This window comes from Ramlibacter tataouinensis (genome assembly GCF_027941915.1).
Taxonomy (GTDB): Bacteria; Pseudomonadota; Gammaproteobacteria; order Burkholderiales; family Burkholderiaceae_C; genus Ramlibacter; species Ramlibacter tataouinensis_C.
In genome coordinates this window covers 1130853-1149543 of the sequence record NZ_CP116009.1, presented here as the reverse complement: position 1 = coordinate 1149543, position 18691 = coordinate 1130853, and the positions used below count along the sequence as shown (strand labels likewise).

General features: G+C 66.5%; 19 protein-coding genes and 2 pseudogenes. 13 read left to right on the top strand and 8 right to left on the bottom strand.

What is annotated here, in order from left to right:
- The first annotated feature begins 77 nt into the window (after nucleotides 1-77).
- Nucleotides 78-332 (top strand): hypothetical protein, encoded by a 255-nt coding sequence (locus PE066_RS05340; protein WP_271235524.1) that lies wholly within the window; start codon nucleotides 78-80, stop codon nucleotides 330-332.
- 36 nt (nucleotides 333-368) lie between these two features.
- Here PE066_RS05340 and PE066_RS05335 read toward each other — a convergent pair whose 3' ends face one another.
- On the bottom strand, nucleotides 369-1307 hold the full coding sequence (locus tag PE066_RS05335; RefSeq protein WP_271235523.1) for a succinylglutamate desuccinylase/aspartoacylase domain-containing protein: 939 nt from the start codon (nucleotides 1305-1307) through the stop codon (nucleotides 369-371).
- 85 nt (nucleotides 1308-1392) lie between these two features.
- Entirely contained in the window at nucleotides 1393-2244 is an 852-nt protein-coding gene (locus PE066_RS05330; protein ID WP_271235522.1) for an IclR family transcriptional regulator, read from the bottom strand.
- 142 nt (nucleotides 2245-2386) lie between these two features.
- On the opposite strand from PE066_RS05330, the gene PE066_RS05325 reads away from it, so the two are divergent.
- The 7 genes from PE066_RS05325 (at nucleotide 2387) to PE066_RS05295 (ending at nucleotide 9840) form a co-directional block, all read left to right on the top strand.
- Nucleotides 2387-3412 carry a TRAP transporter substrate-binding protein gene (locus tag PE066_RS05325; protein WP_271235521.1) on the top strand — a complete coding sequence of 342 codons (1026 nt, stop codon included), beginning with the start codon at nucleotides 2387-2389 and terminating at the stop codon, nucleotides 3410-3412.
- Between the two features lie 2 nt (nucleotides 3413-3414).
- Nucleotides 3415-4143 (top strand): DUF4286 family protein, encoded by a 729-nt coding sequence (locus tag PE066_RS05320; protein WP_271235520.1) that lies wholly within the window; start codon nucleotides 3415-3417, stop codon nucleotides 4141-4143.
- Nucleotides 4140-5021: a sugar phosphate isomerase/epimerase family protein gene (locus tag PE066_RS05315; protein ID WP_271235519.1), complete on the top strand. Its 882-nt coding sequence runs from the start codon at nucleotides 4140-4142 to the stop codon at nucleotides 5019-5021. The genes PE066_RS05320 and PE066_RS05315 overlap by 4 nt, the downstream gene beginning before the upstream one ends.
- Nucleotides 5018-6772 carry an FAD-dependent oxidoreductase gene (locus PE066_RS05310; protein WP_271235518.1) on the top strand — a complete coding sequence of 585 codons (1755 nt, stop codon included), beginning with the start codon at nucleotides 5018-5020 and terminating at the stop codon, nucleotides 6770-6772. Before PE066_RS05315 ends, PE066_RS05310 begins: the two co-directional genes overlap by 4 nt.
- The gene (locus PE066_RS05305; RefSeq protein WP_271235517.1) at nucleotides 6772-7314 is read left to right on the top strand and encodes a TRAP transporter small permease; all 543 of its coding nucleotides are present in this window, start codon (nucleotides 6772-6774) and stop codon (nucleotides 7312-7314) included. The genes PE066_RS05310 and PE066_RS05305 overlap by 1 nt, the downstream gene beginning before the upstream one ends.
- Nucleotides 7311-8591 (top strand): TRAP transporter large permease, encoded by a 1281-nt coding sequence (locus PE066_RS05300; protein ID WP_271235516.1) that lies wholly within the window; start codon nucleotides 7311-7313, stop codon nucleotides 8589-8591. Before PE066_RS05305 ends, PE066_RS05300 begins: the two co-directional genes overlap by 4 nt.
- A gap of 235 nt (nucleotides 8592-8826) precedes the next feature.
- Nucleotides 8827-9840, top strand: a complete 1014-nt coding sequence (locus PE066_RS05295) for a J domain-containing protein (protein ID WP_271235515.1) — start codon at nucleotides 8827-8829, stop codon at nucleotides 9838-9840.
- A gap of 340 nt (nucleotides 9841-10180) precedes the next feature.
- On the opposite strand, the gene PE066_RS05290 is transcribed toward PE066_RS05295, so the two are convergent.
- Nucleotides 10181-10789, bottom strand: coding sequence for a DNA-3-methyladenine glycosylase I (locus PE066_RS05290; RefSeq protein WP_271235514.1), 609 nt, complete (start codon nucleotides 10787-10789; stop codon nucleotides 10181-10183).
- Between the two features lie 151 nt (nucleotides 10790-10940).
- On the opposite strand from PE066_RS05290, the gene PE066_RS05285 reads away from it, so the two are divergent.
- Nucleotides 10941-11318 carry an ArsR/SmtB family transcription factor gene (locus PE066_RS05285; RefSeq protein WP_271235513.1) on the top strand — a complete coding sequence of 126 codons (378 nt, stop codon included), beginning with the start codon at nucleotides 10941-10943 and terminating at the stop codon, nucleotides 11316-11318.
- Nucleotides 11287-11535 (top strand): annotated as a pseudogene (locus tag PE066_RS05280) (SRPBCC domain-containing protein); the annotation flags it as partial. The gene PE066_RS05285 and the pseudogene PE066_RS05280, both read left to right, overlap by 32 nt.
- An 87-nt stretch (nucleotides 11536-11622) precedes the next feature.
- Here the strand turns inward: PE066_RS05280 and PE066_RS05275 are convergent.
- The 3 genes and pseudogenes from PE066_RS05275 to PE066_RS05265 all read right to left on the bottom strand — a co-directional run.
- Nucleotides 11623-12312, bottom strand: a pseudogene (locus PE066_RS05275) (amino acid ABC transporter permease); the annotation flags it as partial.
- On the bottom strand, nucleotides 12309-12971 hold the full coding sequence (locus tag PE066_RS05270; protein ID WP_271235512.1) for an amino acid ABC transporter permease: 663 nt from the start codon (nucleotides 12969-12971) through the stop codon (nucleotides 12309-12311). The pseudogene PE066_RS05275 and the gene PE066_RS05270, both read right to left, overlap by 4 nt.
- Before the next feature lie 3 nt (nucleotides 12972-12974).
- On the bottom strand, nucleotides 12975-13877 hold the full coding sequence (locus tag PE066_RS05265; RefSeq protein ID WP_271236509.1) for a glutamate ABC transporter substrate-binding protein: 903 nt from the start codon (nucleotides 13875-13877) through the stop codon (nucleotides 12975-12977).
- A gap of 581 nt (nucleotides 13878-14458) precedes the next feature.
- Between PE066_RS05265 and PE066_RS05260 the strand changes: the two genes are divergently transcribed.
- From PE066_RS05260 to PE066_RS05250, 3 genes are read left to right on the top strand one after another with little or no spacing between them, the layout of a single operon-like run.
- Nucleotides 14459-14848, top strand: coding sequence for a TIR domain-containing protein (locus tag PE066_RS05260; protein WP_271235511.1), 390 nt, complete (start codon nucleotides 14459-14461; stop codon nucleotides 14846-14848).
- Nucleotides 14848-15378: a RipA family octameric membrane protein gene (locus PE066_RS05255; RefSeq protein WP_271235510.1), complete on the top strand. Its 531-nt coding sequence runs from the start codon at nucleotides 14848-14850 to the stop codon at nucleotides 15376-15378. The genes PE066_RS05260 and PE066_RS05255 overlap by 1 nt, the downstream gene beginning before the upstream one ends.
- A gap of 4 nt (nucleotides 15379-15382) precedes the next feature.
- Nucleotides 15383-16165: a DUF4062 domain-containing protein gene (locus PE066_RS05250; protein WP_271235509.1), complete on the top strand. Its 783-nt coding sequence runs from the start codon at nucleotides 15383-15385 to the stop codon at nucleotides 16163-16165.
- A 652-nt stretch (nucleotides 16166-16817) separates the two neighbouring features.
- On the opposite strand, the gene PE066_RS05245 is transcribed toward PE066_RS05250, so the two are convergent.
- Together PE066_RS05245 and folD are read right to left on the bottom strand one after the other, a co-directional pair.
- The gene (locus PE066_RS05245) at nucleotides 16818-17783 is read right to left on the bottom strand and encodes a tripartite tricarboxylate transporter substrate binding protein (protein ID WP_271235508.1); all 966 of its coding nucleotides are present in this window, start codon (nucleotides 17781-17783) and stop codon (nucleotides 16818-16820) included.
- Between the two features lie 33 nt (nucleotides 17784-17816).
- On the bottom strand, nucleotides 17817-18689 hold the full coding sequence (folD, locus tag PE066_RS05240; RefSeq protein WP_271235507.1) for a bifunctional methylenetetrahydrofolate dehydrogenase/methenyltetrahydrofolate cyclohydrolase FolD: 873 nt from the start codon (nucleotides 18687-18689) through the stop codon (nucleotides 17817-17819).
- Nucleotides 18690-18691: the final 2 nt, after the last annotated feature.

Below are 18691 nucleotides of genomic sequence, written 5' to 3'. Positions count from 1 at the left end.
CAAGCGGCGGTTCCCGCCGGCCTGCGTCGCAAGCGGCCGACGCTCCTCGCGCGTTCGCGCTGGGCTAAGCTGGCGGCATGCCTGAAGCCGCCTTCACCACGCCCGAGTACAAGCTCTTTCCTTCGCCGCGCAACCGGCACCGCGAGGTCTTCCTGCACGAGGTGTTCGTGCCCCATCCCTACGCACTCGTCGACTTGCCCAGCTTCGACCTGCAAGGAAAGTACAGCCTGTTCGCAGCGCATCGGCTCGCCGACGCAAAGAACGGGCAGCTGGCCACTTTCGAGCTGGAGGCCGACGCGATCAAGTTTGGCTCAACGTTCAGGCCCGACTGATGCGGCGGCGGTTCGCTTCGCGTAGCCTGCATCGTCTCAGGGCAGCGGACGCGTGAGGTAGACGAGCTCGCGGCCGACGATGGCCTTGCGCGTCGGCATGAAGATCGTGCAGCCGTCGCACGGCGAGCGGATTTCGTGTCCGCCATCGGTGGCGATCATTTCCCCGCGCGCGAACGTTTCCATGCCGACCACCGGGCGCGAGAACTGCACCCGCCCATCCCGCACGACTTCAGTGGAGAGCAGCTCGTAACGCCGTGGCGGTGCGGGGGGCGCCCAGCCCGGGTCCGCGTCGATCAACCCGAAATGCGCGATGAATCGGAGGGCGACCTCGACCGCGAGCTCGCCGGTGGCTTGCAGGAAGTGCTGGCCGCATTCCGCAACGAGCGCGACACCGTCCGAGTGCGGATCGCCATGGCGGCCGTGCTGGATGACGGGCGTGCCGGTGCCGAGGCCGTCCGGCATCACGAGATGGATGGCCGGCACACCGATGGCCGAGGCGGCGCGGGCATTGCGGTCGAAGGCCGGATACACCCAGAAGGGTTCGACCGACTGCGAGGTCGAATGGAGGTCGAGGATGTGGTCCGCGGCCGCAAGCACCGGCCGCAGCGCGCGCGCGCGGCGCAGCTCGGGGCTGTTCTCGCCGCCTTCGAGCCAATCCGGCGACCAGATGCGGTTCATGTTGTGCACCAGCTGTCGGCTCGCGAACGGGTCGTCTGGCGCGAACGACTCGTACGCGTCGACATTCGCGAAGCTCACGGTGAGCACGCCGCGCAGCGGTCGCACTTCACGGTCGAGCAGATGCGTGGCGGCGACCATCCCGCAGAACTCATTGCCGTGCGTGAGCGCGTTGATCAGCACGTGTGGACCGGGGCGCCCCGAGTCGAAACGGTGCACGTAGGGGATGCCGGTATTGCCGGCCCGGTACGGGGTCAGGTCGCGTGGGAGGAGTTCGAGCGTGGTGCCAGCGTCTGTCATTCGGGGTTGTTCATTCGTGCAGAGGGGCGCTAGGAAGATCACCCCGCCGAGAACGGACGATGCATTACGTCCGAAGCGCGCCTTCCTAGGAATGGGTTGCCGGCGTCCGCGCCTTGCGGCGTGCCGCGGTCTCGCTCACGTTGCCCCAGGTTCCCAGGTTGGCGGCCTTGAGCAGGGGCGATGCATGCGCAGCGGCGGCCAGCTCCGCGGTGGCTGCCTGCAGCAAGGGCGCGAACGCCCGCATGCGCTCGTGCGTGAGCCGCGAGGACGGACCGGCGACGACGATGACGCCGGTGGCCGGCTCGCCGGGCCGGGCCACGGGCGCCGCCATCGAGCTCATGCCGGGCGCGTACACGTCCTGAATCACGCTGTAGCCGAGCTTGCGGTGCTCCTTGAGCATGGCCAGCAGTGCCTTGACGCTGGTGGGCGCATTAGGCCCGTAGTGCCGCGGGTCGCCCATGCCCTGGCGCGTGACGTATCCGATCGCGGTGTCCTCGTCCAGCGTCATCAGCCACGCATGGCCGGCGGCGCTGCACGACAGCCGCAGGTCGATCCCCATGTCCGGGTCGTACTTGAGCCCCGACTTGGCGCCCTGCGCCTTGGCCACGAGCGTCAGGCGCTCGCCGTCCACGATGGCAAGGCGGACCAGTTCCTCGGTGGCCTCCGCGAGCCGGTTGATAACGGGCTGGGCGATATCGACCACACCCGAGCGGCTCAGGTAGCTCATGCCTAGCGATACGAGCTTGGTGGTCAGCGCATAGTCACCCCGCTGCGGCAGCTGGCGCACGTAGCCGAAGCGCATCAGCTCGTGAAGGGTGCGGTGGCAGCCGCTGCGCAGCTGGTTCAGCTCGGTCGCGATCTGCACCAGCGGTGCACCGTCGGGACAACCGGCCAGGTATTCCAGGATGGCGAGCGATTTTTCGAGTGAGCCGCTCATGGTGCGCTCCCTTGGGTGAAGTCAGGCGATCTGGAGCGGGATCATAACCATTCAAAAGTTGAACGTCATATTGTTCTTGAACATCTTTCAACATTTTGGCATCATCCGCGCTTTCCTGAAACAGCCTAGAGGAGACATTGCAATGAAAACGACGAACACCTTCCGACGCGCCTTCGTGGCACTCGCCGCCGGCGCCGCGCTGCTGGGGGCGGCCTCCGTGCAATCGCAGGACATCAAGGAGCGAAACCTGCGCTTCGCCTTCAGCCTGGCCAAGGACCATCCGTTCGGCCAGGGGGCGCAGAAGTTCGCCGACGTCGTGGCGCAGAAGAGCGGCGGCAAGATGAAGGTCCAGCTGTTCCCCGGCGCCGTGCTGGGTAGCGATCCGCAGAACCTCTCGGCCATCCGCGGCGGCACGCTGGACTTCACGTCCATGGCCACCGGCATCGTCGCGTCCATCGACAAGCAGCAGATGGTGTTCGACCTGCCGTTCTTGTTCGACAACGTGCAGGAAGCGAACGCCATCGCCGACGGCCCTATCGGCCGCAAGCTGATGGACGACCTGCAGCCGCACGGCGTCGTCGGCCTCGGCGTGTGGGACCTCGGTTTCCGCCACATCACCAACAGCCGCCGTCCCATCACGAAGATCGAGGACATCCAGGGCCTGAAGCTGCGCGTGATCGGCTCGCCGGTGTATGTGGAGCTGTTCAGCGCGCTGGGCGCCAACCCGGTGCCCATGACCTTCGGCGAGGTCTACGGCGCGCTGGAATCCAAGGCCATCGACGGCCAGGACAACCCGCTGGGCGTGATCGAGTCGGCGCGCTTCCAGGAAGTGCAGAAGTACCTCTCGCTCACCCGCCACTTCTACACGGGCATGCCGCTCCTCATGAGCAAGAAGACGTGGGACGCCATGTCCGAGGCCGAGCGCCGCATCATCCGCGAAGCGTCCGAGGAGGCCAAGCAGTTCCAGCGCAAGGCGGCGCTGGCGCAGGAGGACAAGTCGATCGACACGCTGAAGAAGGCCATGCAGGTCAATGAGGTGCCGGCGGCCGAGATGGCCCGCATGCGCCAGAAGGCGCAGCCCGTGATCGACAAGTTCGCCAAGGAAGTCGGCGAGTCGGTCTACAAGCAGGTCGCGGCCGAACTGGCGCGGATCCGCGGCGCGAAATAAGCATGGCGCTGCTGGGCAAGGCGGCGCTGGCCATGTGGTGGGAGGTCGAGGCGCCGCATGGCGCCGACTTCCAGCACTGGCACTCGCACGAGCATTTCCCCGAACGCCTGGGCATCCCCGGCTTCCGGCGCGCGAGCCGCTGGCGGCAGGTCGACGGCGGCCCCGGCGTGCTGGTGACCTACGAACTGGCGGACCACTCGGTCCTGTCTTCGCAACCGTACCTGGACCGGCTGAACGCGCCTACGCCGTGGTCGACACGCATGATGCCGCTGCACCGGCACATGGTGCGCAGCCAGTGCGAGGTGCTGGAGTCCCGCGGTGCCTACGCGGCGGGCCATGTGATGTCGGTGCGCCTGTCGCCGCGCACGCCGGAAACGGCAGAGGCGCTGCGCGCCGCGTTGCGCGGCCTGGTGGAAGCACTGCCACTGCGTCCCGGGATCAACGGCGCGCACCTGCTACGCCACCGGCCGCCCGCGATCGCCGCCACCACGGAACAGAAGCTGCGCGGCGGCGACCGGGTGGCCGACTGGGTGTTGTTGGTCAGCGGCTATGACCGCGCCGTGCTGCACGCGCTGGACCAGGGGGAGCTTTCCGCACCGGCACTGGACGGCCTGGGCGCCACGGACATCGCACAGGGCCTCTACGAACTCGCGGTCTCGGCCGTGCCGCAGGACCTGCAGGACGTGAGCGGCGTCACCGACCCGCTGGGTTGCGCGCAAGCCGCTGCATGACGCCCGCTTCCCGGCCCTGCGCGCATCCGCTCGCGCTGGCGCACCTGACGGTCCTGGAATTGTCCCCGCCGGAGGTGGTGGAGACCGCCGCGGCCGCGGGCTTCGGCCTGGTGGGGCTGCGCCTGGCGCCCGCCGTGCCGGGCCAGCACGTGTTCCCGATGTTGTCCACGGCTGCCGGCCGAGCGCCGATGATGGGCGAGACGCTGGTCCGCATGGCGGACCTGGGCGTGCAGGTGCACGACGTCGAGCTGGTCGCCCTGGAGGAGGACAGCGACGTAGCGGCGTTCGAACCCTTGTTCGAGGCCGCCGCCCGGCTGGGTGCGCGCCGTGTGCTCGTTGCGGGCAATGGCGCCGACGCGTCCCGCATGGCGGAGCGACTGGCCGCCCTGTCCGAACTCGCGCAGCCGCACGGCCTGGCCCTGGGACTGGAATTCATGCCATGGCGCGGCATCGCCAACCTGGGTGCGGCGTTGCGCGTGGTGCGGAGCGCCGGCGACTTCGCCGGCTGCGGCGTCATCGTCGATGCCATCCACCTCGATCGCAGCGGTGCCTGCGCCGCCGACCTGGCGCAACTGCGCGCGGGCGACTGGTCCTACTTCCAGATCTGCGACGCCCCGGCGCGAAAACCGGCCATGCAAGACGAACTGCTGTTCCAGGCGCGCGAGGCGCGCATGGTGCCGGGAGAGGGCGGGCTGGACCTGCGCGGGATGCTGCGCCAATTGCCCGATGGCACGACGGTCAGCATCGAAGCGCCCCTGCGCCATCGCCCGCCGCCCCTCGAGCGGGCGCGCCGCCTGCGCGAGGCGACGGAGACCCTCCTGCACGAGGTGGGACGCCGTCCATTGCGTGACCTTCCAGGCGACAGGAGGGCGGCATGACGTCCCGCGACCACGCGGAGGTCGAGGCGTTTGACCTGCTCGTCGTCGGCGCCGGCTGCGCCGGGCTGTCGACAGCGCTCTTCGCCTCGCAGCTTGGCTTGAGCGTACTGGTGGTCGAGAAGAGCCCCTGGGTGGGCGGCACCAGCGCGTTGTCAGCGGGCGCCTTGTGGGTCCCGGGCACCGGGCACGCAGCGGGGACCGGCGACACGCGCGAGCAGGCAGCGCGCTATCTGCAAGCCGCGGTGGGCGACGGCAGCTCCAGCGCGCTGCGCGACGCCTTCCTGGACCTCGCGCCGCGGGCGGTCGAGGAGCTGGAGCGCGACACGGCCGTACGCCTGCGCGCTTTCGCGCACCATCCGGACTACCTGTCCAACCTGCCAGGCAGCACGGTGCGCGGTCGGGTGCTGGAGTGCCTGCCGTTCGACGGCCGCTTGCTGGGCGCGGACCTGGCGCGCGTGCGGCCACCGATCCCCGAATTCACCGTGCTCGGCGGGATGATGGTGGACCGCATCGACATCGGCCACCTGCTGAACCTGACCCGGTCCTGGGCTTCGCTGCGGTACTCGGTGCGCCTGCTGGGCCGACACGCCATCGACCGGCTGCGGCATCGCCGCGGCACGCGACTGGTGCTGGGCAATGCGCTGGTGGGCCGCTTGCTGCTGTCGCTGCGCCGCCGCGGGGTGCCGGTGTGGACGGACACGCCCGCGCTGCGCCTGGTCACCGCCGACGGCCGCGTGACCGGCCTCGCCGTGCGGCGGCAAGGGCAGGACCTCTCCCTCTCGTCCCGTTGCGGCGTGGTCATGGCGGGCGGCGGCTTCAACGACCATCCGCACTGGCGCAGCCGCTGGCTGCCCCCCATGGTCACGGACACGCCGCGGGCCGGCACCTCCGGCGGCGAACTGCTGGACGACGCCCTACGCCTCGGCGCCCGGCTGACGGACCGCAGCGCGCCGGATGGCTCGCCGGGCAGCAGCGCCTGCTGGGCGCCGGTGTCGGTGCGCAGGCGCCCGGACGGCAGCAAGGCGGTGTTCCCTCATTTCGTGCTGGACCGGGCCAAGCCCGGCACCCTGGTGGTGGACGGTCGCGGCGAGCGCTTCGTCGACGAGAGCACCTCCTACCACCTGTTCGGCGAGGCACTCCTCGCCCATGCGGCGCGGCATGGGCTGCCCGGCCATGCGTGGCTGATCGCCGACGCTGCCGCGCTGCGCCACTACGGTCTGGGCATGGTGCGGCCCGGGGGGGCAGGGCTGCGCCGCTTCCTGCGCGAGGGCTACATCGTGCGTGCCGACTCCTGTACGGCGATGGCTGCGGCCATCGGCGTTCCGGCGGCCACGCTGGAGCGCACCGTGGCCCGATTCAACGCGCTGGCCGCATCGGGCACGGACGCGGATTTCGGGCGCGGGCGCAACGCCTACCAGCGCAACCTGGGCGACCCCGCCCATGCGCCCAACCCCACCCTGCGTCCGCTGGCGGCAGGCCCCTGGTTCGCGGTGCGCCTGCAGGTGGCCGACATTGCGTGCAGCCGCGGCCTGGTGACCGATGCCAGTGCGCGCGTGCTGCATCATGCGGGCAGCTCGCTCATCCCCGGGCTGTACGCGGTCGGTAACGACATGCAATCGGTGATGGGCAGCGCCTATCCCGGCCCGGGCATCAATCTCGGCCCGGCCGTCGTGTTCGCGTATGCGGCGGCACTGGCGGCGGCGCAGTCCGCCGCCCATCCCCAATCCCCTGCACTCTCGGAGACACGCTGATGGTCACGGCACTGGTCGACTGGATCTGCCGCCTCTTCTCGCTGCTGATGGTGGCCTGCCTGGCCGCCATGGTGGCGATGGTGTTCGGCAACGTGGTGCTGCGCTACGGCTTCAACTCCGGCATCACGGTGTCGGAGGAGTTGTCGCGCTGGCTGTTCGTCTGGATGACGTTCCTCGGTTCGTTCGTGGCCTTGCGCAGCCACCGTCACCTGGGCACCAACGCGCTGACCATGCGGCTCGGGCCTGCCGCCCGGAAGGCCTGCTTCGGCGCCTCGCGCGTGCTGATGCTGGGCGTGTGCTGGCTCGTCGCCCAGGGCGGCTGGAAGCAGACCCTGCTGAACCGCCAGACCACCAGCGCCGTGACGGAGGCGCCGATGTCCCTTTTCTATGCCAGCTCGGTGCTGTTCGCCGTGCTGGCGGGGTTGGTGCTGCTGCACGAGCTCTGGCGCCTGGTTCGCGGGCGCCTGTCGCCCGCTGACCTCGTGGGTGTCGGCGAGGAAGACGACGCGCCGCACTCCACCTCCTTCGAGGCCCCCAAATGATCATCACCATCTTCCTCGTCGCCCTGCTCGGCTCCATGGCCATCGGGGTGCCGATCGGCTTCGGGCTGCTGGTCAGCGGCGCCGCGCTGATGTGGCACATGGACATGTTCGACGCGCAGATCCTGGCGCAGAACCTGGCCGAGGGCGCCAACAGCTTCCCGCTCCTGGCGGTTCCCTTCTTCATGCTGGCCGGCGAGATCATGAACGCCGGCGGCCTGTCGCGCCGCATCGTGGCCTTCGCGATGACGCTGGTCGGCCACGTCAAGGGCGGCCTCGGCTACGTGGGGATCATGGCAGCCGTGTTCATGGCGGCGCTGTCGGGATCGGCGGTGGCCGACGCGGCAGCCCTGTCGGCCCTGCTGCTGCCGATGATGAAGCGCGCCGGCTACGACCCCGCGCGCTCGGCTGGCCTGCTGTCGTCCGCGGCCATCATCGCGCCCATCATCCCGCCGTCAATCGGCTTCATCGTCTTCGGGGTGGCCGCCAACGTCTCGATCTCGCGCCTGTTCATGGCCGGCATCGCCCCCGGGCTGATGCTGGGCGCCGCGCTGTGGATCACGTGGTGGCTGCTGGTGCGCCGCGAGAAGGTGGAGGCACAGCCGCGGGCGTCCTGGCCCGAGGTGCTTTCGGCTGCACGCGACGCGCTGTTCGCGCTGGGGCTGCCGGTGATCGTGGTGGTCGGCCTGAGGTTCGGCGTGTTCACGCCCACCGAGGCCGCCGTCGTCGCTGCGATGTACGCGCTGTTCATCGCAATGGTCGTGTACCGCGAACTGAAGTGGTCGCAGCTGTTCGGGCTGTTCCTGGCCGCCGCGCAGACCACCGCCGTCATCATGTTCCTGGTAGCGGCGGCCATGGTCGCGGCCTGGATGATCACGGTGGCCAACCTGCCTGCGGAACTGATCGGCGTGCTGCAGCCCCTGCTGGACCGCCCGACGCTGCTGCTGATTGCGATGATGGTCGTGACCATCCTGGTGGGCACGGCCATGGACATGACGCCGACCATCCTGATCCTCACGCCAGTGTTCATGCCGCTGGTGCGGGCTGCCGGCATCGACCCGGTCTACTTCGGCGTGCTGTTCATGATCAACAACGCCATCGGGCTGATCACGCCGCCGGTCGGCACGGTGCTGAGCACGGTCGCCGGCGTGGGCAAGGTGAGCATGGACGCGGTGACTCGCGGCGCCTGGCCCTTCATGCTCGCGCAGTTCGCCGTGCTGTTCCTGCTAGTGTTCTTTCCCAGCCTGGTGCTGGTGCCGGCACGCTGGTTTTATGGATGAACCCGGCGCGGATCGGGGATGACCTTGAGGTGGGTCGCCCCGACGTACGGTGGCAGGTCCTGATCGTCAGTCCGCAGAAATCCGACGGTTTCGCCCACCATTGCCCGGTTCGCCCGCGTGGCGCTGATCGCTCAGGCCTAGGGCCGTTGATGCACCAGGCGAGCAAGGCCGTCCAGCTCGGGTCCGCTGATGGCCGGAAGTAGCCTCCAGCAAGCGGCCCACGGACAATACGTGCATGTCGAATGCCGCCCTGCAGTCGCTGCTCATGCAGCCTGATGCCGCCGATCCCGTGCTGGCGATGCAGCAGGCGCGCTTCAATGCCCTGATGCGAGATGTCGCGCTGTGGCGCGCCGCACTCGCCGAGTGGACGGAGAGGCTCGCGCGCTACCAGCAGGCCATCGAGCCGGTTCGCCGAGAGCTACATGCGGCCTGGCGACAATGGGTTTTCGCGCTCGACGACGCCAGCCTGCAGACCGGTCTAACGCGTGCTGAACGTGCCCAGTTGGGGGAGCTGCTTCGCGAAAGCATCGCGGCGCTCCTGGCAGTGGAGGACGACGCGGAGATTGCGGCTGTCGCGCGCCGACATGAGGAAGGTCCGTCTTCCGTGCCGTCAAGGCAGCAGGCAGAGACCGACGGGGCGCCCAGCGACGACGAACCTCTGGAGGACCTTGCGCCGGAATGGGAGCGACAGGCCGCTGCGGCCGCCGCCCAACGCGCGGAACGGGCGGCAACGCGCCGTGCAGACACTGTCTCGAAGCGGGGCAGGCAGGCGGCGCAGGACGCGTCCCAGTCGTTGCGCGACGTGTATCGCCGGCTCGCGAGCGCACTGCACCCAGACCGCGAGCGGGATGCGCGGCAGCGTGAGCGCAAGACGGAGCTCATGCAGGAAGCGAACCGGGCGTACGCCGAAGGAAACCTGCCGGCCCTGCTGGAACTCCGGCTGCAGGCCGAACAGGTCGATGCCGCGCACCTGGCTGCCGCGGATCGGCGGCGCGTGCAGCACTACGTGACCGTGCTCCAGGAGCAGCTGGTGGACCTGCAGTCGGAGACGCGGCGGCTCGAAGCCGAATTCCGCGCCGCCGCGGGCCTCGCGCCGGGGTCGGGGCTGCAGCCCCGCAAGGCTGATCGGATCATCTCGTCGGAAATCCAGAGGTTACGGGGTGAGTTGCTGCTCCTGCGTCGCCAGACCAGGGTGTTGCGGGACGTGGAGGCCCTGAAGCGTTGGCTGCGGGAGCAGCGCAAGCCTTAGGATGTGGCCTGTTGGTGCGCGTGCCACAGGCCCATCGGGGAAGCGCGTCCGGCGAATGACGGCTGCTTTCGGCCGAGGCTGTGTGGAAACACGCTGACCGGTGGTCGGCTCGGCGGATCCATACAGCATTGGCCGCCAGCAGAAACTTGTCGGAAGGGCCTCAGCCCTGCATCAGACCCATCGCTTCGATCATCTTCGGCAAACCGAGGGCAGCTTGAGGCGGCAGTGCACGAAGTCGCAACGAAGGCTCAGCAGGTGCAAAGGGGAATGGGGCGTCCTGACGCGGTCCACACCCTCTTCCGGCCAGAAATGACATTACGTCGAGGGGACGTGCGATCAACTAGGGGCGTTTGAACCTCTTGCGTGCCTCTTCCACTTGCGCTCGGGTCACGCACCCATCAGCATGGTCATTCACCAGCCCCATCGCCTGGATGAAGGCATGCATGGTGGTCGGGCCGACGAATTTCCAGCCCCGCCTTTTCAGATCCCTGGACAGGTCACGCGAAGCCCGCGAGACCGACACGGAGCGATGCGCATCGAGTTCATGCGCAGCGGGCTCGAAGCTCCAGAAATACGCGGCCAGCGTGCCCGCCTCCTGGGCCAGCTCGCACGCACGTTGCGCGTTGTTGATCACGGCTTCGATCTTGCCGCGATGGCGCACGATGCCTGCATCGGCAAGCAGGCGCCCGACGTCTACTTCGTCGAAGCTCGCGACCTCGCGGAAGTCGAATCTCTTGAACGCCGCGCGAAAGTTCTCTCGCTTGTCGAGGATCGTCCGCCAGCTCAACCCCGACTGGAATCCCTCGAGGCTGACCTTCTCGAACAGCCGATGGTCCTCAGCCACGGGGAAGCCCCACTCGTGGTCATGATAGGCGACGTAGTCGAGTGACGCGCCGGCGCACCAACTGCAACGAGGAAGTCCGTCTGGACCGGGGACCGTGGTTCTCATCCTGGGATGATGCCGTAACCCCGGGCGCCGTACTGGGAGACGTCTGCTTCCGGCCAGAAGCAGCAGCCACACGGTAACGGGTCCGTGTGTCCCGCTTGACATTCGCTCGAAGTGTAGTTAGCCTAACGGCTAATTAGCTAGATAGGAAACAATGGCAGCTTCTGCCGATCCCCTCAGCCTCACTTTCGCCGCACTGGCGGACCCTACCCGGCGGGCGCTCCTCGCGCTGCTGGCGCAAGGCGAGGCGACGGTCAATGAGTTGGCGGCCCCGTTCGACATGCGGCTTCCCTCGATCTCTAAGCACCTGAAGGTGCTCGAGCGCGCCGGGCTAGTCGTGCAAACCCGTCATTCCCAGTGGCGGCCGCGTCGGCTGGAGGCCGCTCCGCTGGGGCAGGCCGCCGGCTGGCTGGATGAGTACCGCCCGTTCTGGGAGGGCAGCTTGGATCGAATGGCCACCTACCTGGACGAACTCCAGATGAACTCGAAGGAGAGCTCCCATGACCGCAGCACTCGATCCGCACGCAAGTGAACTCGCATTGGTCCTCGAGCGCGTCGTGAAGGTGCCCAGGCTGCTCGCGTTCGAGGTATGGACTTCGCCGGAGCACCTCGCTCACTGGTGGGGGCCACGCGATGAGGAGGGGCGCGACTTCTCGATGCCCCACTGCGAGATGGATTTCCGGCCGGGGGGCCTCTTTCGCATCTGCATCCGATCCCCGGGCGGCGAGGAGTATTGGCACAGTGGGCAGTATCGGGAGATCACGCCCCCGGAGCGGTTGGCGTTCACGTTTGCCTGGGAGCGTCCGGGTGATTCTTTCCCGCAAACCCTGGTCGAGGATCAGCACCCTGGCGTTCTGCATCAGTTCGCCGTAGGTGACGACGTAGCCGAAGGTGGTGTCCTTCACCACGATGACCAGTTGTGCGACCAGTGCCGGGACGATGTAGCGCAGCGCCTGGGGAAAGACGACATGGGCGAAGGTCTGTGCTTCGGTGAGGCCCAGTGCCCGGGCCGCTTCCGTCTGCCCGCGGCGAACGGCGAGCACGCCGGCGCGGTACACCTCGGCCACGACAGCTGCAGTGCTGAGTCCCACGGGCAAGGTCAACATCCAGTAGGCACTCAACTTGATTCCGGCGGACGGAAGGACCAGGAAACACACGTAGATGAGCAGCAGGGTCGGCACGCCGCGCAGGAATTCGATGACCGCCACGGCCGGCCAGCGCAGGAGCCGCAGCCGCGACAGACGGCCGACCAGCAGCACCAGCCCGAAGACCAGCGCGATGGCCGCCGCCGCTGCCGCCGAGGCCAGCGTGCCGAGCAGGCCCTTGCCCAGGAAGGCCCAGGTCGTCCGCCAGGTGAAGAATTCCCAGAGTCGCCCCTCGAACTGACCCGCGGCATGGAAGCGGTACACAATGCCTGCGACCAGGAGGAGCAGCGCCGCGGCGGCGGTCACGCTCACGGCCCGTGTGACGGCCTGCGCCTTATGGTTCAGGTCGCCGAAGAGGACGTCTTCCAGGGCGCGGCTCATCGCAGGATCCGCGCTTTCCTGTCCAGGGCGGCGCCCGCCCAGGCGATGAGCAGGGCCGAGACCAGGTACATCGCGGCGGCCGCCGCGAACGCGGCAATCCCCGCCGCGGAGTCGTTCGCGATCTTCGCCACCAGCGCCGTGAGTTCACGGCCCGGCAGGGGCACCTGCGAAGCCAACGAAGTCGACAGCATCAGCGCGATGAGCAGCGAGGTCATCGGTTGCACGACCGATCGCAGCGCCTGCGGCAACACGATCGACGAGATGATGACCATCGGGCTCATGCCCAGGCTTCGTGCAGCGTCCACCTGGCCGCCGGCGACGGTGTTGATGCCCGTGCGCAGGTAGTCCGACGTGAAGGCGGAGCCAACCAGGGCCAAGGTCAGGATCACGCTCGGCTCGTAGTCGATCACGACCTGGAGATCGGGCAGGGCGAACACGATGAAGATCAGCAGCGCAACGCTCGGGATGTTGCGGAAGACCTCGACGTAGAGGGTCAGCACGAAACGCAGCGGCCGCAACGGCAGGAGCCGGGCCACCGTAACAACGATGCCCAGCGCAAAGCCGGCCACGAACGACAGGGCGGTGAGCTTCCAGGTGAGCAAAAGGGCTTGCCCGAACGCAGGCCCGTACTCGGCCAAAAGCCGGGAGGCACCGGCCATCGGTCAGGGAAGCGCAGGCGGCGTCGGAACGTTCTTGCTGCCGGTGCGCTGCCCGATGGTCACCGTCCAGAGCTTGGCCCAGGTGCCATCCGCCTCGATCTTCTTCAGGAAGGCATTGACGAAGGCCACGCCGTCCGAGCCCTTGGGCAGACCGACGCCGTAGGGGTCTTGCGGACCGAAGGGTGCACCCGCCAGCTGGGCGTCGCCGGAGCCGAGACTCAGGACGTTGAGCAGCAGCGTGTAGTCGGTCACGTAGGCTTCGACGCGTCCTTGGCGCAGGGCGTCGACGGCTTCCTGGTGAGTCTGGAACTCCTGCACGACCGCCTTGGGCGCGAATTGCGCCAGGATTGCGGGCCCCGTCGAGCCAGCCTGGGTGGCGGTCCTCTTGCCGGCGAGATCGTTGTAGGACTGGATTGCCTTGTTGTTCGACTTGACCAGCACCCCCGCCTGGGAGGTGTAGTACGGCCCGGCGAAGGAAATCTTCTCCGCACGAGCGGGGGTGATGGAATACGTCGCCAGCACCATGTCCACCTGGTCGTTGATGAGAACCTGCTCGCGGGTGGACGACGTGACCTGCGTGAACTTGTACTTGGACCCGTCGCCCAGGATGTAGCGCGTCAGGAGTTGGGCCAGGCCCGCATCGAACCCACGGATCTTGCCGTCCTTCTCGTTAAGTTGCGAGAACAGGTTCGACGTCTGGGTGCCGCCCAGGCGCAGCGTGCCGGCCTGCTTGATCTTGCTGGCCCACTTGTTCGACGCGATGGTCGCGGCGTCGGCCACGGGCCCTTGGGCGACCAGCGAGTCGAAGGCTGCCGCGTCGACGGGTGTGCCTTGCGCGAAGAGCGGCGCACTGGCTGCCACTGCCAGTGCCGCCACGGTGGCTTTGAGGAGGGATTGAGTCGACATGGAATTTCCCGGTTGGTGTGGACCGCCGACAAATGTATAGCAGTGTTGCGCAAGCTGATGGAGGCCCTCGAACCGCTGGGCGTGCACGATGCACATGAGTTCAGGGACCGACGTCGCCCGCTCCAATCGCAGACCGAGCAACTGAGCTGCCATGTTTTCAGTCTGCATGTTGGCGATCCGTGCACGGAAAGCCGGCATCAACTCCGTACCACCCCCGGCGTCTGCTTTGGGTCGAAAGCAGACTTAAAAAGGCTACTGCGCAGGTTGCAACCTTTCAACCCAGATGCAGCGTCGGCGAATGACCGCTTCAGACTGCTTGCAGTCAGTCAGGTGTGCAGCTTGAGTGACTCCTCTTCCCGGGACCGGTCGTTCCGTAGCGTGGCGTCGTTCAGGTCAAGCAGCTCCTCGATCAGCGCGATGGCACGTGTTGGGTCAGATTCGCCATGCCTGTCCCTCCCGTTGGTTGAGTGGCTCAAGTGCAACTTCGCATCAACGAGATTCCGACGAGACGCCAGGAAATCAAACCACTTTGCTGAAAGACCCTAACCGATATACTGAGCGCCCCCTCGGAGGAGACCGGAATGCCGACTAGGAAGCGCCTGTTTGTCAGCTTTGACTACGACAACGACGAGACCCTCAAGACATTCCTGATCGGGCAGTCGAAGCACGATGACACGCCTTTCGACGTAGCGGATGCGTCGGTCAAGGAGCACCTGACCGGCGACTGGCAGGACAAGGTCAGGGGAAGAATCAGTCGCGCAGACGTGGTCTGCGTGCTGTGTGGCACCAGGACTCACACGGCCAAGGGCGTCTCGATCGAGTACTCGATCGCCAAGCAGCTAGGCAAGCCGCTTTTCCTGTTGAAGGGGTACAGGGATGCGGACTGCACGCGCCCGAAGGGTGCTGAGAACGAGAAGATGTACAACTGGACTTGGGAGAACCTGAAGACCTTGATCCATGGTGGGCGGTGATGCCACAGGTCGATCTCGAAACGCTGTGGAACGAAATCCCAGTCAAGGAAGGCGCCGAGTACCCGCATAACGAGAAGTGGTACAGCCACCTGCTCGATCAGTACAAACTGTACGTGGAAATGGCTGATCGCATCAGCCAGCGACGGACGGCGGCGAATCAGTACTTTCTGGCAGTGAACACAGCGATCTTCGGCTTCGTCGGGTACCTAACAGTCAAGGACACGAATGAGCATCACTGGCTTATTGCGCTCGCAGGAGTCGCGCTGACGTACCTGTGGTACGTGATCATCACGTCGTACCGGAACCTGAACACCGCCAAATGGGCTGTGGTGCACGAGATTGAGAAGCGGCTGCCGATCCGCCCGTACGACGCGGAGTGGAAGTATGTTGATCGTGGAACGAACCCGGTGCTTTATCGGCCGCTGTCTCACGTCGAGTCGCTCGTGCCTTGGATTTTCATGGTCCTGCACGCCATCGTGTTCGTGAAGTCAGTGAACTGGCCCGCCGTGCAGTCGGCCATGCGCCTGTGAGCGTATGGCCCAGACGATATTCGTCAGCAGCACGTTCATCGATCTTGAGGCGCACCGGCGTCTTGTGCGCGATGCCATTGCCCGCTTGGAGCTGACCTTTAAGGCGATGGAGTTCTTCGGGGCGCTCCCTGACACGCCCAAGGCCGAGTGCCTCCGACTCGTCCGCGCCTCGAACATCTTCGTCGGAATCATTGGCATGCGGTACGGCTTCATCGACCCTGACGATGGGAAGTCGATGACTCAGCTCGAATACGAGGAAGCGCAAGCCATTCGCCTGCCAACGCTGATGTACCTGATCGACGAGGAGCACCACCCCGTGCTTCCGAAGTTTGTTGACACGGGTGCCGGCGCAGAAAAGCTACTGGCGTTCAAGGGGCAGCTTAAGAAAGCGCACGTGGTGAACGCGTTCTCGTCGCCAGAGGACCTCGCGGCAAAGGTCACTCAAGACGTCGTGCGGCTTGTCGGAGTGATGGACAAGGCGCCTGGAGCCCAGGTGTTGCCTCAGCTTGCGGCGACCGCAACGAGGATGCATCGGCTGACACCACCGCGGTTCGCATTCCTGAAAGGCAAGGTCGCCGGGGCTTGCACGCAAGATGTACCGGATTCAGTGCTGCACGAGAGTCTTGGGTTCCTGCTAGGTGGTGACAACATGGCAGCGGCGTTCACTCTCAGTCGTGGCACACCCATGTCGCTGGATGATGCGATCGACAGCCTGATGAGGATTGAGAAGATCCTGACGAAACTGGTGAAGGACGCTCAGGCGGCGCGCGAAGGTGATCCGCCGTGACGATCACATCGCCCGGGCCGATTACCCTTCCCCCTGCGCGGCATCGCAGAGACATCGCTCCCGCGGACGCCGCCCACCAGGCGGCAACCGCCCGCTCTTGCCAGAGGCGTGTGGCAGCAATAGGGCGAGTGCTCGCGCTAACCTCTCTCACGATGGTCACCCGCTTAGTGACGACGCGAACTTCGGCAGGCTGGCTCTGATCAGCCGTTTGGCTTGCGAGCGCGGATGGCCGCTCACGCTGCGAAGCAGTCACTCGAGAGCCAAGCAGTACGAATGACCGCTCCCGACCCAAAGCGGACATCACGTCGAAGCGCGACCGCCGGAGAGTGAATCCGTCATTAGTGCCCGCGGGTTGGCCACTGACCGCTGCGAGCAGTAGCGCGCACCCGACCATCGCATATGACGGCCGCACTACGCGGACGGCAGGTGAGCGCATACGGCGGAGCCGCCGCCTCGCGCGCTCAGCCAACCGAACTGGAGCCGTCAGTTGTACCCAAGCACTGCGACGCCATCGAGTTCACTGTCGCGTTCATCGTCAGCTTGGGTAAATGTCCGCGTGCTTCTCTCGTCATTGGTTTGACGCTGAAGCGGCGCTGCTTGATCGCTCACGGGCTCTTCTTGAGTTGCCATAGACTGCCTCCGTGTGGTGCCGCTAGTTCCGCGACGGGGTCGCGGACATCAGCCGCGTCACGTTGGCTTCATCCGTCTTCAGCACCTCTCCGAACTCCGAAGGGCCGGCGCCATTGCCGCGCATCTGCATCGTGTTCATCGCGTTGACGACACCGGTATCCTTCAGCGATTCCTTGAGCGCTTCCGCGATGGTACGCCGCACGCTTTCCGGGGTTCCTTTCGGCGCGAAGACGCCGACCCAGATCTGGGACGAGTCCACCTTTCCAAGTCCCGCCTCCGCGTACGTAGGCACGTCGCTGAGCGAGTCGACGCGCTGATCGCCGGCAAGGGCAAGGATGCGTGCAGATCCGGCAGCGTGCTGCTGAGAGACGTTGGCGGTACCCGTCACGAGCAGCGTCAAGTGACCGCCCACAAGATCCGCTACGGCAGCATTCCCTCCCTTGTAGCGTGCCTCGACGACCCTGTCCTGCAGTCCCAGTTTCGCCATCAGGCTTTGTCCAATCATGGAGGTCAGCAAGTCGCCACTGCCCCAGCTGCACTTCGCGTCCTGTTTTCCGCAAGTCGCCTTCAGGTCCGCAATGGACTTGATCCCGGACTTGCCGGAAGCTGCGAGCACCGACGGCCCGGCAGCGAGGAGGCTGACCGGGGCGAGTTCGGCAACGAGGTCACCCTCTTCCTTGTGGTTGTGCTTGACGAACAGGAGCGCAGGGGTGTTCACGAGCAACGTATGCCCGTCCGGCACCGCCTTCGTCACGCGCTTCGTCCCGATGATGGTGTCCGCGCCGGGAAGGTTTTCGATCACCACCGGCTGCTTCCATATCTCCGAGAGACGGCGCCCTGCAGCACGCACCAACGCGTCCGCACCGCCGCCGGCAGTGAACGGCACGACCAGCGTCACCGACTTGCTCGGGAAGTTCTGAACCTGTGCGAATGAAGGTGCGCAGACGGCAGCGGCTGCCACGGCTGCCGCAAGAATGAAGCGATGCATGATGTCTCCTGGTGGTTGGCGCTGGCACGGAAGTCAGCGGGCGGTGGCGAGACCACCCGCTGCGATGAGGGTATTGCGAAGAAGCACGGCGATCGTCATCGGCCCGACCCCGCCGGGAACGGGCGTGATCGCGCCTGCCACTCTTCTCGCCGACTCGAAATCGACGTCACCGACGAGCCGTGTCTTGCCGTCGGCCAGGACCACCCGATTGATGCCGACGTCGATGACACACGCACCCGGTTTCAGCCAATCGCCCCGCACAAAGCCTGGCCTGCCGAGAGCGGCAATCACAATGTCCGCAACTCCGCAGAGTGCTGGCAGGTCCTGCGTCCGCGAGTGGGCGATGGTCACGGTGCAGTGCTCGGCGAGCAGCAATTGCGCCATCGGCTTGCCGACGATGTTCGAGCGACCGATGACCAGCGCATGCAGGCCGGCCAACGGTCCCACCGATTCCCGTAGCAGGTGGAGGCAACCCCAGGGTGTGCACGGAACGAGACCGCGCTGACCCGTTGCCAGCATGCCGGCATTCACCGGATGAAAGCCGTCGACGTCTTTCGCAGGGTCGACGGCTCTCAGAATTGCAGTCTCGTCGATGTGAGGCGGCAGTGGAAGCTGGACGAGGATGCCGTGGACAGAGGCATCTTCGTTCAGCGTGTGGATCACGGCCAGCAGTTCCTGCTGCGAGACGTCTGCCTGGAGCCGGAACTCCCTGGAGACCATCCCGACCATGTTCGTCTGTGCCACCTTGTTGCGCACGTAAATCTGGCTGGCCGGATCGTGGCCGATGAGAACGACGGCCAGTCCTGGCGCGAAGCCGCGCAGCGTCGTGAACGCCTGAACCTCGCGCTTCACATCCTCGAGCAGCGCTGCTGCCGACGCCTTCCCATCGATGACGCGTGCGGACATGA

Excerpts from the sequence above, each read along its gene's own strand:
- PE066_RS05340 (WP_271235524.1), top strand. The coding sequence starts at position 78 with ATGCCTGAAGCCGCCTTCACCACGCCCGAGTACAAGCTCTTTCCTTCG.
- PE066_RS05335 (WP_271235523.1), bottom strand. The coding sequence starts at position 1,307 with ATGACAGACGCTGGCACCACGCTCGAACTCCTCCCACGCGACCTGACC.
- PE066_RS05330 (WP_271235522.1), bottom strand. The coding sequence starts at position 2,244 with ATGAGCGGCTCACTCGAAAAATCGCTCGCCATCCTGGAATACCTGGCC.
- PE066_RS05325 (WP_271235521.1), top strand. The coding sequence starts at position 2,387 with ATGAAAACGACGAACACCTTCCGACGCGCCTTCGTGGCACTCGCCGCC.
- PE066_RS05320 (WP_271235520.1), top strand. The coding sequence starts at position 3,415 with ATGGCGCTGCTGGGCAAGGCGGCGCTGGCCATGTGGTGGGAGGTCGAG.
- PE066_RS05315 (WP_271235519.1), top strand. The coding sequence starts at position 4,140 with ATGACGCCCGCTTCCCGGCCCTGCGCGCATCCGCTCGCGCTGGCGCAC.
- PE066_RS05310 (WP_271235518.1), top strand. The coding sequence starts at position 5,018 with ATGACGTCCCGCGACCACGCGGAGGTCGAGGCGTTTGACCTGCTCGTC.
- PE066_RS05305 (WP_271235517.1), top strand. The coding sequence starts at position 6,772 with ATGGTCACGGCACTGGTCGACTGGATCTGCCGCCTCTTCTCGCTGCTG.
- PE066_RS05300 (WP_271235516.1), top strand. The coding sequence starts at position 7,311 with ATGATCATCACCATCTTCCTCGTCGCCCTGCTCGGCTCCATGGCCATC.
- PE066_RS05295 (WP_271235515.1), top strand. The coding sequence starts at position 8,827 with ATGTCGAATGCCGCCCTGCAGTCGCTGCTCATGCAGCCTGATGCCGCC.
- PE066_RS05290 (WP_271235514.1), bottom strand. The coding sequence starts at position 10,789 with ATGAGAACCACGGTCCCCGGTCCAGACGGACTTCCTCGTTGCAGTTGG.
- PE066_RS05285 (WP_271235513.1), top strand. The coding sequence starts at position 10,941 with ATGGCAGCTTCTGCCGATCCCCTCAGCCTCACTTTCGCCGCACTGGCG.
- PE066_RS05270 (WP_271235512.1), bottom strand. The coding sequence starts at position 12,971 with ATGGCCGGTGCCTCCCGGCTTTTGGCCGAGTACGGGCCTGCGTTCGGG.
- PE066_RS05265 (WP_271236509.1), bottom strand. The coding sequence starts at position 13,877 with ATGTCGACTCAATCCCTCCTCAAAGCCACCGTGGCGGCACTGGCAGTG.
- PE066_RS05260 (WP_271235511.1), top strand. The coding sequence starts at position 14,459 with ATGCCGACTAGGAAGCGCCTGTTTGTCAGCTTTGACTACGACAACGAC.
- PE066_RS05255 (WP_271235510.1), top strand. The coding sequence starts at position 14,848 with ATGCCACAGGTCGATCTCGAAACGCTGTGGAACGAAATCCCAGTCAAG.
- PE066_RS05250 (WP_271235509.1), top strand. The coding sequence starts at position 15,383 with ATGGCCCAGACGATATTCGTCAGCAGCACGTTCATCGATCTTGAGGCG.
- PE066_RS05245 (WP_271235508.1), bottom strand. The coding sequence starts at position 17,783 with ATGCATCGCTTCATTCTTGCGGCAGCCGTGGCAGCCGCTGCCGTCTGC.
- folD (WP_271235507.1), bottom strand. The coding sequence starts at position 18,689 with ATGTCCGCACGCGTCATCGATGGGAAGGCGTCGGCAGCAGCGCTGCTC.